This is a genomic window from Micromonospora sp. M61, assembly GCF_018070245.1.
Classification (GTDB): domain Bacteria; phylum Actinomycetota; class Actinomycetes; order Mycobacteriales; family Micromonosporaceae; genus Micromonospora; species Micromonospora zamorensis.
In genome coordinates this window covers 1-22,748 of record NZ_JAGPYA010000052.1, presented here as the reverse complement: position 1 = coordinate 22,748, position 22,748 = coordinate 1, and the positions used below count along the sequence as shown (strand labels likewise).

Annotated in this window: 18 protein-coding genes and 2 riboswitches; of the genes, 9 read left to right on the top strand and 9 right to left on the bottom strand. The window is 69.9% G+C overall.

The window, feature by feature from the left end:
- Window positions 1–44 precede the first annotated feature (44 nt).
- Genes KBX34_RS25235 through KBX34_RS25225 form a run of 3 tightly spaced genes read left to right on the top strand, consistent with a single transcriptional unit; the run spans window position 45 to window position 1,930 of the window.
- Window positions 45–416, top strand: coding sequence for a metalloregulator ArsR/SmtB family transcription factor (locus KBX34_RS25235; protein ID WP_210927291.1), 372 nt, complete (start codon window positions 45–47; stop codon window positions 414–416).
- Window positions 413–1,504, top strand: coding sequence for an ACR3 family arsenite efflux transporter (gene arsB, locus KBX34_RS25230; RefSeq protein ID WP_210927289.1), 1,092 nt, complete (start codon window positions 413–415; stop codon window positions 1,502–1,504). Before KBX34_RS25235 ends, arsB begins: the two co-directional genes overlap by 4 nt.
- An 18-nt stretch (window positions 1,505–1,522) precedes the next feature.
- Complete coding sequence (locus tag KBX34_RS25225; protein ID WP_210792847.1) at window positions 1,523–1,930, top strand: arsenate reductase ArsC; 408 nt, start codon at window positions 1,523–1,525, stop codon at window positions 1,928–1,930.
- A gap of 48 nt (window positions 1,931–1,978) precedes the next feature.
- On the opposite strand, the gene eno is transcribed toward KBX34_RS25225, so the two are convergent.
- Entirely contained in the window at window positions 1,979–3,244 is a 1,266-nt protein-coding gene (gene eno, locus KBX34_RS25220; protein WP_210927287.1) for a phosphopyruvate hydratase, read from the bottom strand.
- Between the two features lie 118 nt (window positions 3,245–3,362).
- Between eno and KBX34_RS25215 the strand changes: the two genes are divergently transcribed.
- Window positions 3,363–4,274 carry a MerR family transcriptional regulator gene (locus KBX34_RS25215; protein WP_210792845.1) on the top strand — a complete coding sequence of 304 codons (912 nt, stop codon included), beginning with the start codon at window positions 3,363–3,365 and terminating at the stop codon, window positions 4,272–4,274.
- Here the strand turns inward: KBX34_RS25215 and KBX34_RS25210 are convergent.
- Both KBX34_RS25210 and KBX34_RS25205 read right to left on the bottom strand, forming a co-directional pair.
- Window positions 4,271–5,266: a ribonucleotide-diphosphate reductase subunit beta gene (locus tag KBX34_RS25210; RefSeq protein ID WP_210927285.1), complete on the bottom strand. Its 996-nt coding sequence runs from the start codon at window positions 5,264–5,266 to the stop codon at window positions 4,271–4,273. The genes KBX34_RS25215 and KBX34_RS25210 overlap by 4 nt on opposite strands.
- 55 nt (window positions 5,267–5,321) lie before the next feature.
- Window positions 5,322–7,649, bottom strand: a complete 2,328-nt coding sequence (locus tag KBX34_RS25205) for a ribonucleoside-diphosphate reductase subunit alpha (protein WP_247672211.1) — start codon at window positions 7,647–7,649, stop codon at window positions 5,322–5,324.
- Between the two features lie 191 nt (window positions 7,650–7,840).
- A riboswitch (cobalamin riboswitch) is annotated at window positions 7,841–8,058 on the bottom strand.
- A gap of 370 nt (window positions 8,059–8,428) precedes the next feature.
- Between KBX34_RS25205 and KBX34_RS25200 the strand changes: the two genes are divergently transcribed.
- Window positions 8,429–9,823 (top strand): enolase C-terminal domain-like protein, encoded by a 1,395-nt coding sequence (locus KBX34_RS25200; protein WP_210927283.1) that lies wholly within the window; start codon window positions 8,429–8,431, stop codon window positions 9,821–9,823.
- Between the two features lie 8 nt (window positions 9,824–9,831).
- Window positions 9,832–10,554 carry a FadR/GntR family transcriptional regulator gene (locus KBX34_RS25195; RefSeq protein WP_210792843.1) on the top strand — a complete coding sequence of 241 codons (723 nt, stop codon included), beginning with the start codon at window positions 9,832–9,834 and terminating at the stop codon, window positions 10,552–10,554.
- A gap of 25 nt (window positions 10,555–10,579) precedes the next feature.
- On the opposite strand, the gene KBX34_RS25190 is transcribed toward KBX34_RS25195, so the two are convergent.
- Genes KBX34_RS25190 through KBX34_RS25180 form a run of 3 tightly spaced genes read right to left on the bottom strand, consistent with a single transcriptional unit; the run spans window position 10,580 to window position 13,498 of the window.
- Entirely contained in the window at window positions 10,580–11,398 is an 819-nt protein-coding gene (locus KBX34_RS25190; RefSeq protein ID WP_247672206.1) for an ATP-binding cassette domain-containing protein, read from the bottom strand.
- Complete coding sequence (locus KBX34_RS25185) at window positions 11,398–12,450, bottom strand: ABC transporter substrate-binding protein (protein WP_088947811.1); 1,053 nt, start codon at window positions 12,448–12,450, stop codon at window positions 11,398–11,400. The genes KBX34_RS25190 and KBX34_RS25185 overlap by 1 nt, the downstream gene beginning before the upstream one ends.
- Window positions 12,451–12,490: 40 nt before the next feature.
- Complete coding sequence (locus KBX34_RS25180) at window positions 12,491–13,498, bottom strand: ABC transporter permease (RefSeq protein ID WP_210927281.1); 1,008 nt, start codon at window positions 13,496–13,498, stop codon at window positions 12,491–12,493.
- Between the two features lie 645 nt (window positions 13,499–14,143).
- Window positions 14,144–14,301: riboswitch (cobalamin riboswitch) on the top strand.
- Window positions 14,302–14,335: 34 nt separating this feature from the next.
- Here KBX34_RS25180 and KBX34_RS25175 point away from each other — a divergent pair.
- Genes KBX34_RS25175 through KBX34_RS25165 form a run of 3 tightly spaced genes read left to right on the top strand, consistent with a single transcriptional unit; the run spans window position 14,336 to window position 15,917 of the window.
- A complete protein-coding gene (locus KBX34_RS25175) occupies window positions 14,336–14,539 on the top strand; it encodes a CbtB domain-containing protein (RefSeq protein ID WP_088947809.1) in 204 nt (67 codons plus the stop codon).
- Complete coding sequence (locus tag KBX34_RS25170; RefSeq protein ID WP_210927279.1) at window positions 14,530–15,300, top strand: CbtA family protein; 771 nt, start codon at window positions 14,530–14,532, stop codon at window positions 15,298–15,300. The genes KBX34_RS25175 and KBX34_RS25170 overlap by 10 nt, the downstream gene beginning before the upstream one ends.
- The gene (locus KBX34_RS25165; protein ID WP_210927277.1) at window positions 15,297–15,917 is read left to right on the top strand and encodes a histidine phosphatase family protein; all 621 of its coding nucleotides are present in this window, start codon (window positions 15,297–15,299) and stop codon (window positions 15,915–15,917) included. The genes KBX34_RS25170 and KBX34_RS25165 overlap by 4 nt, the downstream gene beginning before the upstream one ends.
- A gap of 43 nt (window positions 15,918–15,960) precedes the next feature.
- On the opposite strand, the gene KBX34_RS25160 is transcribed toward KBX34_RS25165, so the two are convergent.
- From KBX34_RS25160 to KBX34_RS25150, 3 genes are all read right to left on the bottom strand, one after another.
- The gene (locus KBX34_RS25160) at window positions 15,961–16,620 is read right to left on the bottom strand and encodes a phosphotransferase (RefSeq protein WP_210927275.1); all 660 of its coding nucleotides are present in this window, start codon (window positions 16,618–16,620) and stop codon (window positions 15,961–15,963) included.
- Window positions 16,621–16,714: 94 nt separating this feature from the next.
- Complete coding sequence (locus KBX34_RS25155) at window positions 16,715–22,330, bottom strand: GH92 family glycosyl hydrolase (RefSeq protein WP_210927272.1); 5,616 nt, start codon at window positions 22,328–22,330, stop codon at window positions 16,715–16,717.
- 261 nt (window positions 22,331–22,591) lie between these two features.
- The coding region (locus KBX34_RS25150; protein WP_282102673.1) for a glycoside hydrolase family 19 protein at window positions 22,592–22,748 on the bottom strand (157 nt) is incomplete at its 5' end.

Below are 22,748 nucleotides of genomic sequence, written 5' to 3'. Positions count from 1 at the left end.
ATCAGACAGTTGCACACTGATTAGATCAGTGTCAACCTAGAGAAATGTCTAATCAAGCGGTATCGGCGGCCTGCTGCCCCTCGCTGACCGAGCGACGCGTGCCAGCAGAGGCCGCCGCGGTGCTCGCGCCCGCGTTCAAGGCGCTCGGCGACCCGGTGCGGCTGCAACTGCTGTCGATGATCGCCTCCGCCGAGAGTGGGGAGATCTGCGTCTGCGATCTGACCCCCGCGTTCGACCTGACCGGCCCCACCATCTCGCACCACCTCAGGACGCTGCGGGAGGCCGGGCTCGTCGACGCCGAACGCCGGGGCACCTGGGTCTACTACCGCGCCCGGCCGGCCATGCTGCGCCAGCTCTCCGCACTGCTCACCGTCACACCCGCAGCGGCGCCCACCGACCGACCGGACTGCTCGTGACCAGCACCGTCCAGAGCGACCCGACCGAGAGCGCCGTGGTCGGTCGCCTCTCCCGACTCGACCAGTTCCTGCCGGCCTGGATCGGGCTGGCCATGGTCGCCGGCCTGCTGCTCGGTCGCCTGATCCCCGGCCTGGACAGCGCGCTGGAAGCGGTGACGATCGGCGGGATCTCGCTGCCGATCGCGATCGGCTTGCTGATCATGATGTACCCGGTGCTCGCGAAGGTCCGCTACGACCGGCTCGACACCGTCACCGGCGACCGCCGCCTGCTGATCTCCTCGCTGGTGCTCAACTGGCTCGTCGGCCCCGCCGTGATGTTCGCCCTGGCCTGGATCTTCCTGGCCGACCAGCCCGCGTACCGCACCGGCCTGATCATCGTCGGTCTGGCCCGCTGCATCGCCATGGTCATCATCTGGAACGACCTCGCCTGCGGTGACCGGGAGGCCGCCGCCGTCCTGGTCGCGCTCAACTCCGTCTTCCAGGTCGTCGCCTTCGGTCTGCTCGGCTGGTTCTACCTCTCGGTGCTGCCCCGGTGGCTGGGGTTGTCCGGTGCCGAGTTGACGATCTCGGCCTGGGACATCGCCCGCAACGTGCTCATCTTCCTCGGCATCCCGCTGATCGCCGGCTACCTCACCCGCCGTCTCGGCGAGCGCGCCAAGGGCCGAACCTGGTACGAGGCACGCTTCCTGCCCAGGATCGGCCCGGCCGCCCTCTACGGGTTGCTGTTCACGATCGTGATCCTGTTCGCGCTACAGGGCGACGCGATCACCAGCCGCCCCCTGGACGTCGTCCGCATCGCGCTGCCCCTGCTGGTGTACTTCGCCCTCATGTGGGCCGGCTCCTACGCTCTCGGCCGGGCCATCGGTCTCGGCTACGAGCGCACCACAACCCTGGCCTTCACCGCGGCCGGCAACAACTTCGAGCTCGCCATCGCGGTCGCGATCGGCACCTTCGGCGTCGCCTCCGGTCAGGCCCTCGCCGGGGTCGTCGGCCCGCTGATCGAGGTGCCCGTCCTGGTCGGGCTGGTCTACGTGTCCCTGTGGGCGCGCCGCCGCTTCTTCACTCCCGCACCCTCGGCAACCGCGTAACCCGGAAGGCAACCCCTCATGAGCACCAGGCCCAGCGTCCTGTTCGTCTGCGTCCACAACGCCGGCCGGTCCCAGATGGCCGCCGGCTGGCTGCGCCACCTCGCCGGCGACACCGTCGAGGTCCGCTCGGCCGGCTCCGCGCCGGCCGACACGGTCAACCCCGCCGCCGTGCAGGCCATGCGCGAGGTCGGCATCGACATCACCGACCAGACCCCCAGACGTCTGGAGTACGCGACAGCGGAGTCCTCCGACGTCATCGTGACGATGGGCTGCGGCGACACCTGCCCGGTCTTCCCCGGCAAACGCTACGAGGACTGGCAGCTGGAGGACCCCGCCGGCAAGGGAGTTGACGCCGTCCGCCCGATCCGCGACGAGATCCGCGCCCGGGTGGAGAAGCTCCTCGCCGAGCTGAGCCAGACGACCTGACCAGCGGGCGGCACGGCACCGGCACGGCAGCCGGCGCGGTCCCGTGCCTCAGCGGCTGCCGGCGTAGACAGCGCGGTCGCCGAGCTCCTCCTCGATGCGGATGAGCTGGTTGTACTTCGCCGTGCGGTCCGAGCGCGACAGCGAGCCGGTCTTGATCTGGCCGCAGCCGACGCCCACGGCCAGGTCGGCGATGGTGGTGTCCTCGGTCTCCCCGGAGCGGTGTGACATCACCACCCGGTACCCCGCCTTGTGGGCGGCGTCCACCGTCGCCAGGGTCTCGGTGAGCGTGCCGATCTGGTTGACCTTGACCAGGATCGCGTTGGCGTAACCGCCCTCGATCCCGTCGCGCAGCCGGTCGACGTCGGTGCAGAAGACGTCGTCGCCGACCAACTGCACCCGCTCCCCCGCCAGCGCCGTCAGCCGCTTCCAACCGGCGATGTCGTCCTCCGCCATCGGGTCCTCGACGGAGCTGACCGGGTAGCGGGAGACCAGGTCGAGCAGGTGGTCGACGTGCTCCTCGACGGTGCGCTCGCGCCCCTCGCCGACGTAGTCGTAGACGCCGTCGCGGAAGAACTCCGAGCTGGCCGGATCGAGACACATCGTGATGTCGGTGCCGGGCTCGTAGCCGGTGTCCTCGATGGCGCGCAGCACGAAACGCAGCGCCTCGTCGGCATCCGTGAAGTTCGGCGCGAAGCCGCCCTCGTCCCCGACGTTGGTGCTGTGCCCGGCCGCCGCCAGGGACGCCCGGAGGGTGCGGAAGACCTCCGAGCCCATCCGGACCGCCTCGGCGAACGTCCGCGCTCCGACCGGAGCGATCATGAACTCCTGGAAGTCGAGCGGGTTGTCGGCGTGTGCGCCGCCGTTGATGATGTTCATCATCGGCACCGGCAGCAGGCGAGCCCCGACGCCACCGACGTAGCGGTAGAGCGGCTGCCGGTGCGCCAGCGCCGCCGCCTTCGCCGCCGCCAGGGACACGGCGAGGATCGCGTTGGCACCCAGTCGACCCTTGTCCTTCGACCCGTCGAGCGCGATCATCGTCTCGTCGATCAGGGCCTGGTCCTCCGCGTCGAGCCCGGTCACCGCGTCGGCGATCTCACCGTTCACCGCGCCGACCGCCGTCGTGACGCCCTTGCCGTGGAAGCGCGTGCGATCCCCGTCGCGCAACTCGACCGCCTCGTTCGTCCCCGTCGACGCCCCGGAGGGCACGGCCGCCCGCCCGGTCGATCCGTCCGTGAGGACCACGTCGGCCTCCACGGTCGGGTTGCCCCTGCTGTCGAGAATCTGCCGACCACGTACCCGACTGATTGCCGTCATCACACACTCCCTGTTCACGATGCCTTTTCTCCGCCAGACTGGCAGGAAACGGCGGTCCTGGCACCGCGACGATGGACACGTTGACCCGTACCCCAGGGTGCGGGTTTAGGGTCGCGGGATGCGGGTGGGTGAGCTGGCGCGACGGACCGGGACGACGGTCCGGGCCTTGCGGTACTACGAGTCGGCCGGGCTGGTCGTGCCCCGGAGGTTGGGCAACGGCTACCGGGAGTACGACGCGATCGCGGTGCGGCTGGTGGCACAGATCCGCGAGTTGATGGCGCTCGGCCTCACCGTCGAGGAGACCCGCCCGTTCGTCGAGTCGATCGCCGGTGGCGCCGACGACGCCGACGTGTGCGCGGCTGCGGTGGCCACGTACCGCAGCACCATCACCGGCCTGCAGGAGCGGATCGGCAAGCTGACCGCCCAGCGGGATGCGCTGGACGCCCGCCTCGACGCGGCCGCGACCCAGGTCGTGCCCGGCAGCGCGGCGGTCGGCACAGACCCCACCGCGCTGGTCGGCACCCGCCTGCCACCCCTGTCCTTCTACGGCACCGACGGCCGCCCGGTCGATCTCGGTGCGCTCGGCGACGGACGCACCGTCATCTTCGTGTACCCACTGACCGGACGGCCGGGCGTCGACCTGCCCAACGGGCTGCTGGAGGTCCATGGCGCCCGGGGCAGCACCGAGCAGGCCGCCTGGTTCCGCGACCACCACGCGGAACTCCGCGCGGCCGGCGCCGCCCGGGTGTACGGCCTGTCCGCGCAGTCGACCGGATACCAGCGGGAACTCGCGCACCGGCTGCGGTTGCCCTACCCGCTGATCCCCGACCCGAGGCTGACGCTGGCCGACGCGCTGCGTCTGCCGACCCGCACCGCCGGTGACATGACGCTCTACGAGCGGTTGACGCTGATCATCGCCGACGGCGCTGTCGAACAGGTCTTCCACCCGATTCCGGACCCGGCGTCGCACCCCCTGCACGTGATGCGGTGGCTCACCAAGCGACGCCAGGCCCCGGGATCGGTCGTCTAGAAGTCGTCGTCGAAGGCGACGGTGCCGCTCACCCCGACCTGGTACGCCGAGACGCGCCGCTCGAAGAAGTTGGACAGCTCCTGCACGTCCTGCAACTCCATGAAGGCGAACGGGTTGGTCGACCCGTAGTGCGGGGCGATGCCGAGCTGGGCGAGGCGACGGTCGGCGACGTGCTGGAGATACTCCCGCATGTCGGTCAGCGTCAGACCGGGCACACCGTGGCCCAACAGGTCCTCGGCGAACTGCACCTCGCACTCGACGGCCTCGGTGAGCATCCGCCGAACCTGGTCGGCGAGGTCGTCGTCGAACAGGTCCGGTTCCTCGGCGCGGACGGTGTCGACAACGTCGAACGCGAACGCCATGTGCATCGACTCGTCCCGGAACACCCAGTTGGTGCCGGAGGCCAGGCCGTGCAGCAGGCCACGGGAGCGCAGGAAATAGACATACGCGAAGGCGCCGTAGAAGAACAGCCCCTCGATGCAGGCGGCGAAGCAGATCAGGTTGAGCAGGAACGTCCGTCGGTCCTCCCGGGACCGCAGCTCCCGCAGGTCGTTGAGCGAGTCGATCCAGCGGAAGCAGAACTCGGCCTTGCGACGGATCGAGGGAATGTTCTCGATGGCGGCGAAGGCGGCGAACCGCTCGGTCTCGTCGGGCACGTACGTGTCGAGCAGGTTGAGGTAGAACTGGACGTGCACGGCCTCCTCGAACAGTTGCCGGGACAGGTAGAGGCGGCCCTCGGGGCTGTTGACGTGCTGGTACAGGTTGAGCACCAGGTTGTTCGCGACGATCGTGTCGCCGGTGGCGAAGAACGCCACGAGGCGGCTGACCAGGTGCCGCTCGGCCGGCGACAGCTTGTCCAGGTCGGTGAGGTCGGCGTGCAGGTCGACCTCCTCGACGGTCCAGGTGTTGCGGATGGCGTCGCGGAACCGGTCGAAGAAGTGCGGGTAGCGCATCGGGCGGAGGGTGAGGTCCATCCCGGGGTCGAGCAGCATGTGCGTGGTCCTCGTGTCGGTGGTGCGGTGTCGGCGGCGGTGGTGTCGGCGGCGGTCACTGGCAGGCCTCGCACGACTCGGGGTTCTCCAGCGAGCAGGCCAGCGCCTCCGCGTCGACGGAGACGGGTGCGACGGGTGCGACAGCGCTGACGGTCGCCTGCTGGATCCGCGTGGCGGGGCGGGAGCGCAGGTAGTAGGTGGTCTTCAGCCCGGCCTTCCAGGCGTACAGGTACATCGAGGACAGCTTGCCGATGGTCGGTGCGGCCAGGAACAGGTTCAGCGACTGGGACTGGTCGATGAACGGGGCACGGGCCGCGGCCAGGTCGATCAAAGCGCGCTGCGGCAGCTCCCACGCGGTGCGGAACAACTCCCGTACGCCGGCCGGCAGCTCGGCGATGTCCTGCACCGACCCCTCGGCCCGCTTGATCGCCGACCGGATCCGCTCGGTCCACAGACCGCGGGCCTTCAGCTCGCGTACCAGAGCGGTGTTGACCTGCAGGAACTCCCCCGACAGGGTCTCGCGCTTGAACAGGTTCGACACCTGCGGCTCGATGCACTCGTAGCACCCGGCGATCGAGGCGATGGTCGCGGTCGGGGCGACCGCCACCAACAGTGAGTTGCGCAGCCCGTACGCCTCGACCCGCTCGCGCAGCGCGTCCCAGCGCGCGGTCTGGGTGCCCTCGACGCCCCACAGGTCGGGCTGCAACTGACCCCGCGCGGCCCGGGTCTGCGCGAAGGTCGGATGCGCGCCGAAGCGACGCGCCAGGTCGGCCGAGGTCTCCAGCGCGGTCAGGTACAGCTCCTCGCTGATCCGGGTGGACAGCTCCCGCGCGGCCGGCGAGTCGAACGGCAGCCGCAGCGCGAAGAACACGTCCTGAAGGCCCATCAGCCCGAGCCCGACCGGCCGCCAGCGGGGGTTGCTCGCCGCCGCCTGCGAGGTCGGGTAGTAGTTGATGTCGATGACCCGGTCCAGGAACGTCACAGCGGTACGGACCGTGGCGCGCAGCCGCTCCCAGTCGATGCCACCGTCGGTGAGGTGGGCGGCGAGGTTCACCGAACCGAGGTTGCACACGGCGGTCTCGGCGTCGCTGGACACCTCGACGATCTCGGTGCAGAGGTTGGACAGGTGCACCACGTTGCCCGGCTCGGCGGTCTGGTTGCACAAGCGGTTGGCGGCGTCCTTGAAGGTCATCCACCCGTTGCCGGTCTGGGCCAGGGTCCGCATCATCTTCCCGTACAGCTCCCTGGCCGGGACCTGCCGCACGTAGCGGCCCTGCGCCTCGGCCTCGCGGTATGCGGCGTCGAACCGCTCACCCCACAGGTCGGGCAGCTCGGGCACCTCGTGCGGGTCGAACAGCGACCACATCTCGTCGGCCTCGACCCGGCGCATGAACTCGTCGGGGACCCAGTTGGCGAGGTTCAGGTTGTGGGTGCGTCGGGCGTCCTCGCCGGTGTTGTCGCGCAGTTGCAGGAACTCCTCGATGTCCGGGTGCCACGGCTCCAGGTAGACGCAGGCCGCGCCCTTGCGCCGGCCACCCTGGTTGACCGCGGCGACGCTCGCGTCCAGCGTGCGCAGCCACGGCACGATCCCGTTGGACTGCCCGTTGGTGCCGCGGATCAGCGCGCCCCGGGACCGGACCCGGGAGTACGCGATGCCGATGCCGCCGGCGAACTTGGACAGGTTGGCGACCTGGGCGTACCGCTGGTAGATCGAGTCCAATTCGTCGAGCGGGGAGTCGACCAGATAGCAGGAGGACATCTGGGTGTGCCGGGTGCCGGAGTTGAACAGGGTCGGCGAGCTGGGCAGGTAGGCCAGGCTGGACATCAGCCGGTAGAAGCCGGTCGCCTCGTCGGGCGTGGTGGACAGACCACAGGCCACCCGCAGCAGCCAGTACTGCGGGGTCTCCAGCACCAGCCTGCTGGTGGGGTGGCGCAGCAGGTACCGGTCGGCCACCGTACGCAGGCCGAAGTACTCGAATCGCCGGTCGCCGTCCGGATCGACGGCGGCGTCGAGCATCGTGGCGTGTGCGGCGACGAACGCGGCGGTGTCGTCTCCGATCAGGCCCTCGGCGTGGCCGACCCGGATCGCCGCGCTGAACGAGGTGATGCCCTGCCGACGCACCTCCTTGTCGACGTAACCGGCCAGCAGCCGGGCGGCGAGGCGCGAGTATTGCGGCTCCTCGCCGATCATCTCGGCCGCGGTCTGGATGGACAGCCGGTCCAGCTCTGCCGTCGTCGCGCCGTCGTACAGGCCGCTGATGGTGCGGGTGGCGACGCGCATCGGATCGACATCGGTCAGGTCGTCGGCCCACCGCTCGACCGCCCGGACGATCTTGTTCACGTCCACGGGTTCGGTGGCGCCGTTGCGCTTGCGGACCTGCATCGGCGTCCGCCGCACTGTCGCGTCGCCGCTGACGGGGACTACCTCGGTGACTGTCACCACTCGCTCCTCGGAGTTCGAGACCTGGTGGTCCGGACGCGAGGAGACAGACACCGACGGACGCCACGCCGGCACGGCGTGGGTCAGGTGGCGTCAGCCGTCCCACGCGGCCTCGGACCGCCGCCCACCCGGGTGCGGGTACGCGGCGCGCTGGCAGGTCTTCGGACTCGTGGGCACAACCGGGCTGGCCGGTCTCCTACTGGCCGTCGCTTCCCAGGCCGCTTGGTGGCCCAGTGCTGATGACGGCGGTCGTTCCCACTCACCGCTGCGGGACAGTCCCGGATTTCCACCGGGTTCCCTCTTGCCTCGACCGCACCGGATGAGCGGTCGAACCAGCTGCGCTCGACACCATATATAGGGATGCAGGCGTTGTCACACCCCACATGTCGGTCCCGGCGTGTCGCGGCCGGGCCGGTGACGGTGATCACCAGCCACACCGGGGCGGGTTCGTCCCGGCCGGCGAGGCGCGTCGATGGCAGCAGCAGCCGCAGGCGGTGCGACTGACGGCACGACGCGACCCACGGGCCGCCGACACCGGCAAAGATTTGATGTATCGCGCCAATGGGCACAGTGGATCAGGTTCGGACATTGACCAGGCTCGACGGCCCCGAGACGATGGATGTCCGTCCTTCAGGGTGGATCAAGGTCGTTGACGCGTCAGAACCGCCCTCCGTATACTCCGGGTGATCATCCGATCTTTTGCCTAGCCGGGCGAGGAGCGCATGCCGCAGATCACCGCCGTCACCGTCGAGGACGTCCGTTTTCCCACCTCACTGACCGCCGACGGGTCCGACGCCATGAACAAGGACGGCGACTACTCGGCGGCGTACGTCATCCTGCACACCGACGGTGTCGACAGCGTGGGCGTGCCGCTCGCGGGTCACGGGCTGACTTTCACCATCGGTCGAGGCAACGACATCGTCGCCGCCGCCGCGGTGCACCAGGCGCAGCTTCTGGTCGGCCTGGACGTGGCGACGATGGCCACGGACATGGGCGCGGTCTACCGACTCCTCACCTCCGACAGCCAACTGCGGTGGCTCGGGCCGGAGAAGGGCGTCGTCCACCTCTCCCTCGCCGCCGTGTTGAACGCCTCATGGGACCTGGTCGCCCGGCTCGCCGGGAAGCCGCTGTGGCGACTGCTCGTCGACATGTCCCCCGAGCAACTCGTCGACATCGCGGACCTGCGCTACCTGTCCGACGCGCTGACCCGGGACGAGGCACTGGCCATCCTGCGGGCCAAGGAGAGCACCAGGGCCGACCGCCTCGCCGAGCTCGACCGCACCGGCTACCCCGCCTACACCACCTCGGCCGGCTGGCTCGGCTACGGCGACGACAAGCTGCGCCGGCTCTGCCAGGAGGCGGTGGACGCCGGCTACGGGTACGTCAAGCTCAAGGTGGGCGCCAACCTCGACGACGACATCCGCCGCTGCGGCATCGCCCGGGAGATCCTCGGCCCGCACCGCAACCTGATGATCGACGCCAACCAGGTCTGGGACGTCGGTCAGGCCATCGAGTGGGTCAACGCCCTCGCCCAGTTCACACCCCTGTGGATCGAGGAGCCGACCAGTCCCGACGACATCCTGGGCCACGCGGCCATCCGCCGCGCTGTCGCTCCCATCGGCGTGGCCACCGGCGAGCACTGTCACAACCGGGTGATGTTCAAGCAGCTGTTCCAGGCCGGGGCCATCGACTTCTGCCAGCTGGACACCGGTCGGCTGGCCAGCATCAACGAGATCGTCGCCGTGCTGCTCCTCGCCGCGAAGTTCGACGTGCCGGTGTGCCCCCACGCCGGCGGAGTCGGGCTCTGCGAGATGGTCCAACACGTGTCGGTGCTCGACTACGTCGCGATCTCCGGGGATCTCACCGACCGGGTCACCGAGTTCGTCGACCACCTGCACGAGCACTTCACCGACCCGTGCGTCGTCCGGGACACCGGCTCGGGCAGCGGCTACGTCCTGCCCAGCCAGCCCGGCTACTCCACCCGGATGCGTCAGGAGTCGGTCGCGCTCTACCGGTTTCCCGACGGCCACTACTGGGCGGCGTCGGACCCGACTACCGTGTCATCCTCGGAGCCGTACGTGATCGCGGGTGGGACGGCCACCCCCGCCGGCCGCTAGGGGGTGTCATGTCGCGCACCGACGAAGTGGTGAACGGCATCAAGCGGATGATCCTCGAAGGGCAGTTCAAGCCCGGGGACCGACTGCCCATCGAGAAGGACCTCGCCGAGTCGCTCGGCGTTTCGCGCGGCTCGCTGCGCGAGGGCATGTCGGCTCTGTCGATCCTCGGCATCGTCAACATCCGTCAGGGTGACGGCACCTACGTCACCAACCTCGACGCGCCGCAACTGCTGGCCCCGATGGGTTTCGTGGTGGACTTCCAGGGCCAGGGCGACCCCCGGCACATCCACACCGTCCGGCGACTGCTGGAGTGCGAGGCCGCCCAACTGGCGGCGACCAGGATGACCGACGAGGCCCTCGCCCAGGCCGGTGACCTGCTCGCCGAGGCGGCCCGGATGGTCGGCCAGTCACCGCAGGACCACGAGCGCATCCTCGAGATCGACATCGCCTTCCACCGGATCATCGCGGTGCACGCCGAGAATCCGGTGCTCATCGGGTTGATCGAGGCGTTCGCCGGGCGCACCGTGCGGGGCCGGCTGTGGCGGAGCCTGCACGAGGAAGGCGCGGACCGGCGCACCCACGACGAACACGTGGCGATCCTCAAGGCCCTTGCGGCACGTGACCCGGAGCGGGCCCGTATCCGGATGGCCAACCACCTGATCGGGGTGGAGGAGTCGTTGTACGGGTTGCCCGACGACGCCGAGGCCGGCTCCGACACCGCGCGGTCGTGACCGCCCACGCGGTCGACGGCCACGGTCACCGCTCGTCGCGTTCCACACTGGTGCTCCCGGTCATGGCCGCCACCAGGTCGTCGGTGGTGACCTCGTCGGCGCGCAGTCGGGCCGCCCGCCGACCGAGGCGCAGCACCTCGACCCGGTCGGCGATCTCGAGCACCTGCGGCATGTTGTGGCTCACCAGCACCACCGACATGCCGGCGTCGCGGGCGCGCCGGACCACGTCGAGCACCCGCCCGGTCTGGACGACACCGAGTGCGGCGGTGGGCTCGTCGAGGATGACCACGTTGGTCGCCCAGATGATGGCGCGGGCCACCGCGACGCACTGCCGTTGCCCACCGGACAACATCGCGATCGGGGTGGTGACCCGCGGGATCCGTACGCCCAGTTCGTCAAGGGCGGCGGCGGCGCCCAGCCGCATCGCGCGCTTGTCGAGCAGCCCGAGCCGACCCAGCGGCCCGGAGCGCAGGATCTCCCGCCCGAGGTACAGGTTGGCGGCCACGCTGAGGTCGTCGGCGACGGCGAGGTCCTGGTAGACGGTCTCCACCCCGGCGCGCCGGGCGTCGACCGGGGTGGAGAACCGGACGGGACGACCACCGACCCGGATCTCGCCCTCGTCGGGCGGGTGCACACCGGACAGCGTCTTGATGAGGGTGCTCTTCCCGGCGCCGTTGTCGCCGATCAGCGCGACGACCTCACCCCGGTGGACAGTGAAGTCGGCGCCGCGCAACGCCTCGACGTGCCCGAACCGCTTGACGATGCCACGGGCTTCGAGGACCGGCGGCTCGTCGGGGGTGGGCTGCCGGTCGCTGTCGGCGGTGGCCGTCGGGGTCGTACCCATCACTGCACCGGGGGGTTGGCGCAGCTGGGCTCGAGCACCGCCTTGATCTCCGCGGAGTCGATGTTCTCCTTGGTGACGAACGTGACGCCGGTGTCGGCCGACGCCAGCGGCGCCTTGTCCCGCAGGTGCTTGACCATCTTGTCGACGCCGAAGTAGCCCATCTTGAACGGGTTCTGCACGACCAGCGCGGAGATCTGGCCGCTGCGTACCCCGGCGATCTCGTCCGGGGCGGCGTCCCACCCGATGATGACCACCTTGCCGGACTTGCCGGCCGCCTGGATGGCCTGCGCGGCGCCGAGCACACTCGGCTCGTTGGCAGCGAAGACGCCCGCGAGGTTGGGGTTGGCGGTGAGGATGTTCTCGGTGACGCGTCGTGCCTCGTTGACGTCACTGCGGCTGGGCTGCTGGCCGACCAGCTTCAGGTTCGGATACTGGGCGAGACCGGCCTTGAAGCCGTCGACCCGCTCGGTGTTGGTCTGCGAACCGGGCTGGAACTCGACCAGCGCCACCTCGTGGTTGCCGGGGCCGAGTTCGGTGGCGAGCAGCTTCGCCGCCTCGGTGGCCGACGCGCGGTTGTCGGTGGCGAACAGCGGCACGTTCGACGGCTGCGGGCTGGTGCCGGAGTCGATCATCGCGACCGGGATGTTCGCGGCGAGCGCCTTGTCGGTGGCGGGCGCCAGCGCACTGGAGTCGGTGGCCGCGTAGACGATGCCGTCGACCTTCTTGGTGACGTAGTTCTGGATCAGGTTGACCTGACCCTCGACATCGGTCTCGGTGGTGACCCCGTCCCACTGGACGGTGACGTCACCCGCGCGCTGCGCGGCGCACTCGGCACCCGCCTTCACCGTGTTCCAGTAGTCGGCCCCGACCGCCTTCGGGACGACGGCGAGCTTCAACGGCCCGCTCGCGTCCTTGGTCGCGCCGTCGCCTCCGTCCCGGACCTCGACCCCGCCGCAGGCGCTGAGCAGAGCGGTCGCCGCGGCCACGGCCAGAATCGCCTGCGCGCGCAGGAGTGGCCCTCGTGCCCGCCGGCTGGTGGTGGTGTGTGCCATGGTGTGTGTCCTTCCTCGTTCGGACTCTCGAAATGGCATGTCAACCCTGTGATTCCAGCCGCCGGCGGCGGTACTGGTCGAAGTAGACGGCGGCCCAGATGATCAGGCCGACGATCACCTGCTGGTAGTGGATGCTGATGTCGAGCAGGACGGCGCCGTTGCGGACCAGGGCGATGAGGAACGCGCCGATGATGGTCCCGACGATCCGACCCTGGCCTCCGAAGAGGCTGGCCCCGCCGATGACCGCGGCGGCGATGACGTCGAGCTCCAGCGAGATCCCGTAGTTCGGCTGACCGGAGTTGACCCGGGAGGCCGCGATCATGCCGCCCAGACCGACCAGCACACCCGCCAGCACGTACACGCCGGTCAGGTGCCGACCGACCCGGATGCCCGACCGGCGTGCGGCCTCCAGATTGGAGCCCATCGCGTACGTGTACTGGCCGAAGCGGGTCTGGGAGAGCAGGAAGGCGACACCGACGGCGACCAGAACGGTGATCACCACGGCGAACGGAATGCCGACGATCTCCCCGTTGCCGAGCAGTTGGAAGGATCGGGGCAGGCCGTAGACGCCGACTGCCCCGGTGATGATGAAGACGAGCCCTCGTCCGACGGACATCGTTCCCAGCGTCGCGATGAACGGTGGGATCCGGGCCACGGTCACCAGCAGCCCGTTGAGCAGCCCGGCCAGTGCGCCGACGCCGATCGCGACCGCCGTCGCCGCCCAGAGTGGAAAGCCGAGGTCGCGTACGACCATCGCCCCCGCCACGCCGGCGAGCGCGGCGACCGATCCCACGGAGAGGTCGATGCCCTTCGTGATGATGACCATCGTCTGCGCCGTGGCGATGATGGCGATCACCGCGGTCTGCGCACCGATGTTGAAGAGGTTGTCCGCGGTCAGGAAGTAGGGACTGGCGAAACTCAACACGATGAACAGCACGACGAGCGCGGTGGCGGCGGTCAGCTCGGAGACGGCGTGGGAGATCCGTTCCCGGAACCAGTCGCTGGGCGTGCCGTGCTGCGTGCCGGTGGTTGCCTCGACGGTGCTCATCGTCGGCCCTGACCTCCCCAAGCGTGGCGCCGCACGCGACGGGAGAGCCGTCGGCGAGCGGAGCACCGGTGACCGGCCGAGCCTCCTCGGCAGGGAGAGACGGACTCGGGGCCCGCACCACCCATCGAGATAGGTCGGATGTTTCCCTTGATCAGGCGTTACCATGCCATGCACGTACGTGTGTTGCCAAGGTCTTGCGACCATGTTTTGCCGTCGGTACGCGAGCCTTCGGAGCCCGACGTCCGACCAGAGCGGCATGATCTGTTGTCGATGGCCGCCCCGCGAGCCAACGAACCACAATCCGATTGTTATCGATAACATGCTATGCCTTCGCCGCCCGCCGCGCTCGCCTCGTTCCGACTCAGCCGGTGCATGAGGCGGCGAGCAGACACACCGGCCGGTCCGAGCCGAAAATCAGCCGGCCCGGGCCGATCGCTGTCGAGCGCGTGCTCGACAGCGGGCCGCGGTTCCACAGTCGTCCAGACCGCGCCGTCCACCCGGCCACCGGCTCGGAGAGCTTCGCCGTGACGTCGGGTTCGGTGGCGGCGGACGATGCCCGCCGCCACCGATCTGGTTTTGATCTGACGAATCGGGCGGCGCTGAGTCCTCGGGCGCAGGTGCCTCACCCACTGCGGGGCCGGGTTGACCGCCTGCGGCGGCACCGATACCGTCGACCCACTATCTGCGGCGACGCGAGGGAAGCCGGTGTGATTCCGGCGCGGTCGCGCCACTGTGAGCGGTTTCCCCCACCTCAAAATGGGGCCCGCGAGCCAGGACGCTCGGTCGTCCGCAGCCTTGCAATGGGGACGCGTCATCCCCGGGGAGGTTCGTGATCATATGTCCAGCTCCACGTCCAGCCAGCCGTTGGTGAATCCCGCTGGCACCACGCGTCTTCTGTGGACGGTCCTGGCGACCGTCGTCGCGCTCACCCTGCTGGCCTACCTCGTCGCGTTCGACCAGGGTGCGGTGTCGCGCAGCGGGACGTACCTGCACGAGCTCATGCACGACGGCCGGCACCTGCTCGGTGTTCCGTGCCACTGAACGCCACCACCGCTCCCCCGTTCCTCGCCGTCCTCGTCCGCGGCCTGCTCGCCGGCCTGATCGCTGGCCTGCTCGCCGGGACGTTCGCCTACGTCGCCGGCGAACCGCACGTCGAGGCCGCCATCGCTATCGAGGAGGCGGCCTCGCACGCCGGACCCGCCACTGGCGGGCACCAGCACGACGAGGCAGTGGTCACCCGGAGCGGCCAGCGCGGCGGGCTCTTCCTGGCCACCGCACTGTTCGGCGCCGCGATGGGCGGTCTGCTGGCCACGGCGTACGTCCTGCTGGCCCGTCGACGACGGACCGACGACGACGGGCGCTCCGGCCTGCTGCTGGCCGGTGCGGCGCTGCTCGGCGCGGTGATCGTGCCGTTCCTCAAGTACCCGGCGAACCCGCCGGCGGTCGGCGACCCGGCCACCATCAACCAACGCACCGCCACCTACCTGCTGATGGTGGTGCTCGGTCTGGTGGCCGTGTGGGCGGGCTCGCTGGGCTACCGGTCAGTCGGCGCGCAGGCGCCACTGTGGCAACGCGTCGCCGCGGCCGTCGGCGGTTTCCTGCTGGTCACCGTCGCGTCCTACGTGGTGCTTCCGTCGTTCCAGGAGGTCCCCACCGACTTCCCCGCGACGCTGCTGTGGAACTTTCGACTGGCCTCCCTCGGCACCCAGGTGGTGCTCTGGACCGGGATCGGCCTGCTGTTCGCGGCCCTGATGCACCACGATAGACACCGGCGGGCCGCCGCCGCGCTGCCCAGCACGTGACCGCCACCAGCCTCCGGCTGGTCGCCCACGGTCACACCGCCGCCCTGCGCCGGGCCCGCTTCGGCGGACCCGACGACGGCCTGGACGAGGGCGGTCTGCGCGCCACCCTCGCCCAGGCCCACGCGGATCCGGACCGGCGTGGGCACCTCGGCATGCACGACACCTGCCTGTGCAGCCCAGCGGTGGCGGCCCGGCAGACCGCCGCCGCCTTCGGTCTGCTGCCGACGATCGAGACGGCGTTGGCCGACTGCGACTACGGCGACTGGTCCGGACGGTCGCTTGAGGAGATCGCCGGCACGCATCCGCAGGCGCTACACGACTGGTTGTCCGCACCGAAGTCGGCACCGCACCGCGGTGAGTCCGTCGCGGCCGTGCGGGATCGGGTCGGCAGTTGGCTGGACGAGCAGCACCGAGCAGGCCGGCGCGTCATCGCGGTCACCCACCCGCTGGTGATCCGGGTCGCGGTCGTGCACGCCCTCGGGCTGCCGATGGCGACGTACCGACAGCTGGACGTGGAGCCGTTGGCGATCGTCCGGCTCACCAGCCAGGGCACGCGCTGGCAACTCCGACTGGGCGCGGAGCCGAGGTGGGTCGACTCCGCGATGGTGTGGTCATGAATCCAGGGCCCGCAGTGAGCTGAGCGCGGGTGGACGGTCTGCTTCAACCCTCCCGAGTTTGGACCAGTGCGGCGGCACGGCCCAGGGCGGACTTCTCGACGGCGGTCAGCGCCGGATCGACCCGGCGCTGACCCACCGCACGCCGTAGTTGGCTGGCCCGGGGCGGCTGCGCGCGTCGCTGAAAGGCGTCGAGGCCGTCCCGGGCAAGATCGGCGACCTGCGGGTCCTGACTGACCGCCACCTCGGCGAGGATGAGAGCGGTCATGGCCACGTCCAGGTCGGCCGGCCCCTCGGCCGCATTGCGCCAATCGATGACCACTGGCCCGCGCGAGGTCACCATGACGTTCTGTGGGTGCAGGTCGAGGTGCAGGACGCGGTCCGCCGGGTCGACGCTGAAGCGGGCCGGCAGGGTGTGGAGGCGGTCGTGCAGGCCCACGAGCAGGTCGGCGGCGGCGCCGATGCCGGTGCGCCCGGTGAGCATCGACACCAGGAGAGTCTCGCCGTCGAGTCGTTCGAGCACCAGGTCGGGCCCTCGGGCCTCGTACACCACGGGCACCGGGTAGCCGGCGGCCGCGACGTACGCCATCAACGCCGCCTCGGGCGCGCTGTCCCCGCCCTGCCGGTAGCGGCGCAGCACCCGCGACTCGTCGAGCACGTAGACGTCGGCGTCGCGCCCCGAGGCGAGCAGCGCGTGATCGGCCATGGCAGACGACGCTAACAGTGGTTGCGCGACAAGCGCGTGGGGCGGGCCGTGATCACGGCCCGCCCCACCCTGCTGCGCTGTCCCCGGCTCAGTGCTAGCCGGTGACGGTGAACGGCCGGGACACCTTCGTCGCCGACTTCTCACCGCTCAGCGTGACGCTGGTCGCGCCCGCCTTCGCCGCACCCGGAACGCTGACCGTCGCTCCGGAGATGACACCGTCACCGTTCGCGCGAACCGTGCTGACCGCCAGGCCGTTCCCGACGGTGATCGTGACCGCCTCGTTCGGAACGAACCCGGAACCGTCGATGGTGATCGACGTGCCACGCGGACCCGAGGTGGTCAGCAGTGCCACCCGCGGCTGGTAGGTCGGCGCCTGGGCCTGCCCGGTCACCTGGACGGTGGCTGTGGCCGGCGTACGCGTCGACGCGCCCGTCGCGGTGACCGCGTACCGGCCGGGTTGTGCGTCGCCGGAGGTCGGGACCGAGACGCGGACCGTGCCCGTCGCGGAGGCCGCGACCTTCGTGGCCCGGGCCGGGTCGGTGCCGACGCTGACGGTCACCTGTTCACCGGCGGCGAACCCGCTGCCGTCGACGGTGACAGTGCCGCCGGTGGTGACTGCGCCGGCAGCGGACAGCGCGATCGTCGGCTGGGAGCCGCCCCGCGCGACGGTCACGGTGAAGGCCTCGGTGCTGCTCGACAGCGTGTCCCACGCGGTGACGTGCACCGTGTAGGTGCCCTCCCGCGTGTAGGTGTGCTGCCCGCTCATCGCACCGGACGCACCAATGGTTACGTCGTCCGGAGCCGTGCCGTCACCCCACTGGACGCGGGCACGGTAGCCGGTCGTGCCGGGAACGCCGCCGGTCACCGAACCGAGGTTCGCCGCGAGGGCCTGCCCGGCGTTCGCCGTCTGGTCCTTCGGGGCGACAGTGGCCAGCGCGGGGGCCGGCGTGCCGTCGTTGGCGACGGCGAACACGTGGATCCGGCCCGCTGTGCGGGGGTCACCGGTCTGCGTCGGCAGGGTCACCGACACCAGCGTCTTGCCCGCCGGGATCTGGTACGGCGCGGTCGCGAACAGGAACGGCTGGGCGCCGTCCCGGCTCGTGCCGTTCAATCGGTACGCCGTCCGGGCAACGACGATGTTGCCGTAGGACGGGGTGCCGTTGGCGTTACCGCCCAGCGTCCAGTCGCTCATCTGGATCGGGATGCTGGCCGTGCTGCCGTCACTGAAGTTCGCCGTGCCGGTGGTGCTCTGGTTGCCCTGCGTTCCGGCGCCGATGAAGGAGATGCTCTTCGCGTCCTCCGGCAGGTCGAGCAGGACCGTGGCACCGCTGCCGGTGGCGTTGTCCGGCTGCCCGGCCGGGATCACCGGCAGCGTGAACTGCAACGCGGTCCCCGGGACCTGCTGCCGCTGGCCCTGCGTCGCACCGCCCGCCGCCAGGGCGGCCCGCGAGTACGCCCACGACTTGGCGTCGCAGTCCGCCGCGAGGACGCCCTCGTCACCGACGCAGACGGTGTCGAACGCGGCGGTGAGGCCGGAGGTCGGGGCGTACGCCACCTCGACGCCGACCGTCGCGGAGCTCTGGCTCTCGCCGTCGGTCACCGTGACGTTCGCCTGGTGGTAGCCCGGCGTGGCGTAGGTGTGCGACCCACCGATGTTGTAGACGGCCCGCGAGCTCAGCGTCACGGTGCCCTCGGTGACCGGTGTGCCGTCACCCCAGTCGATCGTGGCCCGGTAACCGGTCGCGGTGCCACCGGTGACGGACGCCAGCGGCACCGAGACCGGTACGCCGGACGTCGCGTGCACGCCGGACGCGGCGGTCACCGCGATGTCGCCGCCTCCGATGGCCACGTCGCCACCGGCGAGCAACTCGATCTCTGCGAGACTGGTCTGCGCGGCGCCGACGGTCTTCGTGACCGCGAGACGGAACTGCGCGAACCGACCCGGCTTGTCGATCGTGTACGGGCGGGTCTGACTGCGCCACCGGAACACCTGGTCCCTGCGCGAGTCCACTGTGGTCCAGGTGATGCCGTCGTTGGAGCCCTGCAGTCGCCAGTCCGCCGGATCGCCAGCACTCGCACCGGACGTGACGGTGTAGTACGTCGGCTTCTGCTTTCCACCACGGAACGCCCAGGAGATCTGCGGGGTCGCCGAGGTGAAGGTCAGCTGCGTGGTGGACGAGTCGTCGAACAGCTTCGACGCGTCCTGACCGCCGGTTGCGGTCGCGGTGCCGAGGCCGGGGCCGGTGGTGTCCTGCAACGGCTTCGGCGCCTGGTCACCCTTGGTCAGCGACGGCGGCGCGTCGTTCCTGCCGCTGCCCCAGGAGGACGGGTTGGGGCCCATCTGGAAGTCGATGGTGCCGCCCTTGGCGAGTGCGGCCACGTCCAGGGACAGACCGCGCTGCTTCTTGCCGTTGACCTTGACATCCTGCACGTAGACGTTGCGGGTGCTGTTGCTCGGCGCGTTGACGACGATGTCGCCAGTGGTCCGACGCACTGTCATCTTCGTGAACTGCGGCGAACCGATGGTCCACTCGGACGACCCGGCCTGCAGCGGGTAGATGCCCAGCGAGCTGAGGATGTACCACGACGACATCTCGCCGTTGTCCTCGTCGCCCAGGTAGCCCTGGCCGATCTCGCTGCCGACGTAGAGGCGCCGCAGGATCTCCCGGACCGTCGCCTGGGTCTTCGCCGGTGCGCCGGCGAAGTTGTACATGTACGGGATGTGGTGCGACGGCTGGTTGCTCATGCCGAGCTGACCCATCCGCACCGCGCGCGCCTCGATCATCTCGTGGATGACGCCGCCGTACCCGCCGGGGCGGTCGGCGTTCTCCGGGGTGGAGAAGAACGTGTCGAGCTTGTCCCGCAGCGCCTTCTGCCCACCGAGCAGGTTGGCCAGACCCTGACCGTCCTGCTGGGCGGTGAAGGCGAAGTTCCATCCGTTGGTCTCGGTGTAGACGCCACCCCAGTCCAGCGGGTCGCCGGCGAGGAAGTTACCGGCGGCGTCGCGACCCTGGAAGAGCTTCGACTTCGGGTCGAAGAGGTGGACGTAGTTGCGGGCGCGCTCCAGGAAGTAGCGCGACTCCTCCTTGAGCCGGGCGCGCTCCGACTTCGGCGTGGCCGGGTCCTTGGCGAGGGCCGCACCCATGTTGCCGATGCCGTAGTCGTTGATGAAGCCCTCCAGCGCCCACGACACCGACTCCCCGGTGGAGGTCGGCGTGTAGCCGAGGAACAGCGACGTCTCGATGCCCTTGCGTCCGACCGCGCTGCGCCCGGACGCGACGGTCGCGTCCTTGACGGCCGCGTCGTACGCCGCGAGCGGGTCGGGCAGCTTGACCCCGGTGAGGTACGCCTGGGCCAGAGCCACGTTGGCGCTGGTGCCGGTCATCAGGTCGGCGTAGCCGGGAGACGACCAGCGGGCGATCCAACCGCCGTCGCGGTAGTGCTGGACGAACCCGTCGGAGATCCGGGCGGCGACGTCCGGGTACAGCAGCGCGTAGGCGGGCCACACGGTGCGGTACGTGTCCCAGAAGCCGTTGTTGACGTAGATCTGCCCGTCGACGATCTTCGCACCGGTCTGGGTGGGGGTCGACGCGCCGGTCGGCGCCGAGACCGGGCTCGCGTACTGCCAGCGCGGCGCGGCGGCGGTGCCGGTGTTCTCCGACTGCGAGTTCGGGTAGAGGTTCAGCCGGTACAGGTTCGAGTACATCGAGACCAGCTGCGGTTCGGTGGCGCCACGCACCTCGACCCGGCCGAGCCGGTCCTTCCACATCGCCGTCGCGGCGGCGTGGACCTGCTCGAAGCTCTTGCCGGTGACCTCCAGATCGAGGTTGCGGCGCGCCTGGTCGACGGAGAGGAACGACGTCGCGAGGCGCATCGTCACCTCCCGGGTGGTGGAGACGTCGAAGGTGGCCGAGGTCGCGGCGGTCGCCGTCGGCGCCCGGTCGAAGGCACCGGACACGAACATGCGACTACGACCGGCCGACAGGCCACTTCCATTGTCGACCCAGCCGGTGAGGGTGCCGTCCGTGCCGATGGTGAAGGTGCCGTTGTGGAAGACGAGACTTCCGGTCGCCTGCCCGGTGGGGAAGGTGAACCGCATGATCCCGGCGTGGTCGGTGGGCGACATCTCCGCGACCAGGCCGTTCTGGAGCGTGACCCGGTAGAGGTCAGGCTGCGCGGTCTCGTCGTCATGGCTGAAGGCGAGCGCGCGGCTGGCGGGCTGGCCGGTGAGGGAACCGCCACCGACGACCGGCATGACCGACATCTGGTTGCGGTCACCCATCCACGGGCTGGGCTCGTGGGAGATCGCGAGCCCCTGCAACATCGGCAGGTTGGCGGCGTTGTTGATCCGGTGGTACTCGTACTCCCAGGAGTTGGAGGTCGCGTCGGTCACCGGGGTGAAGAAGTTGAAGCCGTTCGGCACCGCGGTGATCGGCAGGTTGTTGCCGCGCGAGAAACCGCCAGTCGAGTTGGTGCCCCGGCGGGTGTCCACGTAGTTGGTCAGCTTCGTGCCGTCGATCGACGTCGGCGCGGCCGTCAGCTCGATGTCGTCGAGCCACCCCTGGAACTGGGTGTCCCCGGTGGCCTGCGGGTTGTCGTACGCCAGCAGGATGCGGTCGATCGTCTTGCCTCGGGCGATGGCGCCGAGGTCGGCCTGCACCAGGTTCCACTGGTCGGCGAAGAGCACCTTCGACGCGCCCTGGCCGGCACCGGTGAGGAGGTAGCCGTGCTGGTCGACCGGTGAGCGCCCACTCAGGTAGCTGCCGTCGGTGAAGTGCAGGTCGACGGCGGCGTAGGTGGACGGATACCGGGCGTTGCCCTTGGTGAACTCCGGGAAGATCTTGTACGACAGACGGGTCTTCGGCCCGACCGGCACGTTGACGTCGAACAGCTTGTTGGTTGCGTACGACCGGCCGTCACCCTCGGCGCCACCGGAGTAGCGCAGCGCGGCCAGCCCGGTGAACCCGGCGTCCGGCTTGGTGGTGTAGCCGCCGTTCGGACCGGCGGTGGCTTCGCTGACCATCGGCGTGGACGGCGGACGGACGTCCGAGCCGTCGCTGATGTTCCAGTCGGCGAGCTGCACGAGCGAGTCACCGGAGTTCGCGGTGACGTTCAGCCGGTAGAAGGCGTAGGCGCTCGTGTTGGTGAAGCTGTACCTGTTGGTGGCGTACCGGCCGCTGAACGTCTGGCCGACGCGCTTGTCCAGGTCGGTCCAGGTGCTGCCGTCGTTGGAGCCCTGGACGACGAAGTCCCTGGGGTCGCGCGACGGTGCGTCGTTGGCCGAGGTCAGCGAGTAGCGCAGCACCGTGGCCGGCTTGGCGAGCTGGTAGGTCACCCAGCCGCTCGACTGGAAGATCAGCCACTTGGTCGACGAGTCGTCGTCCTTGAGGTTCGCGGCGATCTCGCGGGGCTGGTTCTCGTCGCTCGCGGTCACGGCGCTGACCTGGCCGAGCAGGCTGCCGGGCAGGGTGGTGACCTTGCCACTCAGGTTGCCCTGGACCGGTTTTCCGTTCGCGCCGACCTCCACGGTGCTGGTGGCGGGTTGCGGGTCGGCGGTCTCAAACGAGGAGCTGAAGTTGCCGGGCGTCGCCGAGGTGGGGGCGGCGTTGGCCAGGGGCGCGGCGACGAGCAGGCCCAGCGGTAGCAGGACGGCTGTCGTCGCGGCGATCAGGCGGGGAGACAGGGAACGCGCAAGGGGGGTATGCGACATGAGGGACGGGGCCTTTCGACTCGAACGGGTCGAGTACGTCGAAGGTCTGGACTGAGTGGAGCGTGGTGGGTGGTGCCCTGACATCGTTGTCATTGGAGTTGGCGAACAACGAGAGTCGGGGCGGGTGGACTGTCGCTGATAGTTCCGGGCGCAGCACGGCCGTGTCAACGGGTTGATGGCGATGAAACCGGCCGGGCTACCCACGACCGCTTGCCGGGCCCCGACTCCGTACGGCGACGTGCGCCGAGGCCCGGCCGCGGATCAGCAGTAGAGGTTGGCTCCGGCGGACACACCGAGGATGCCGACGAACTGCTGGTACTTCGTGACGCGGCTCTGCACCTGGGCGGGGTTTCCGCCGTTGCACTCGATCGAGCCGTTGATGCTGCGGATCGTCTCACCGAACCCGGCACCGCCGACC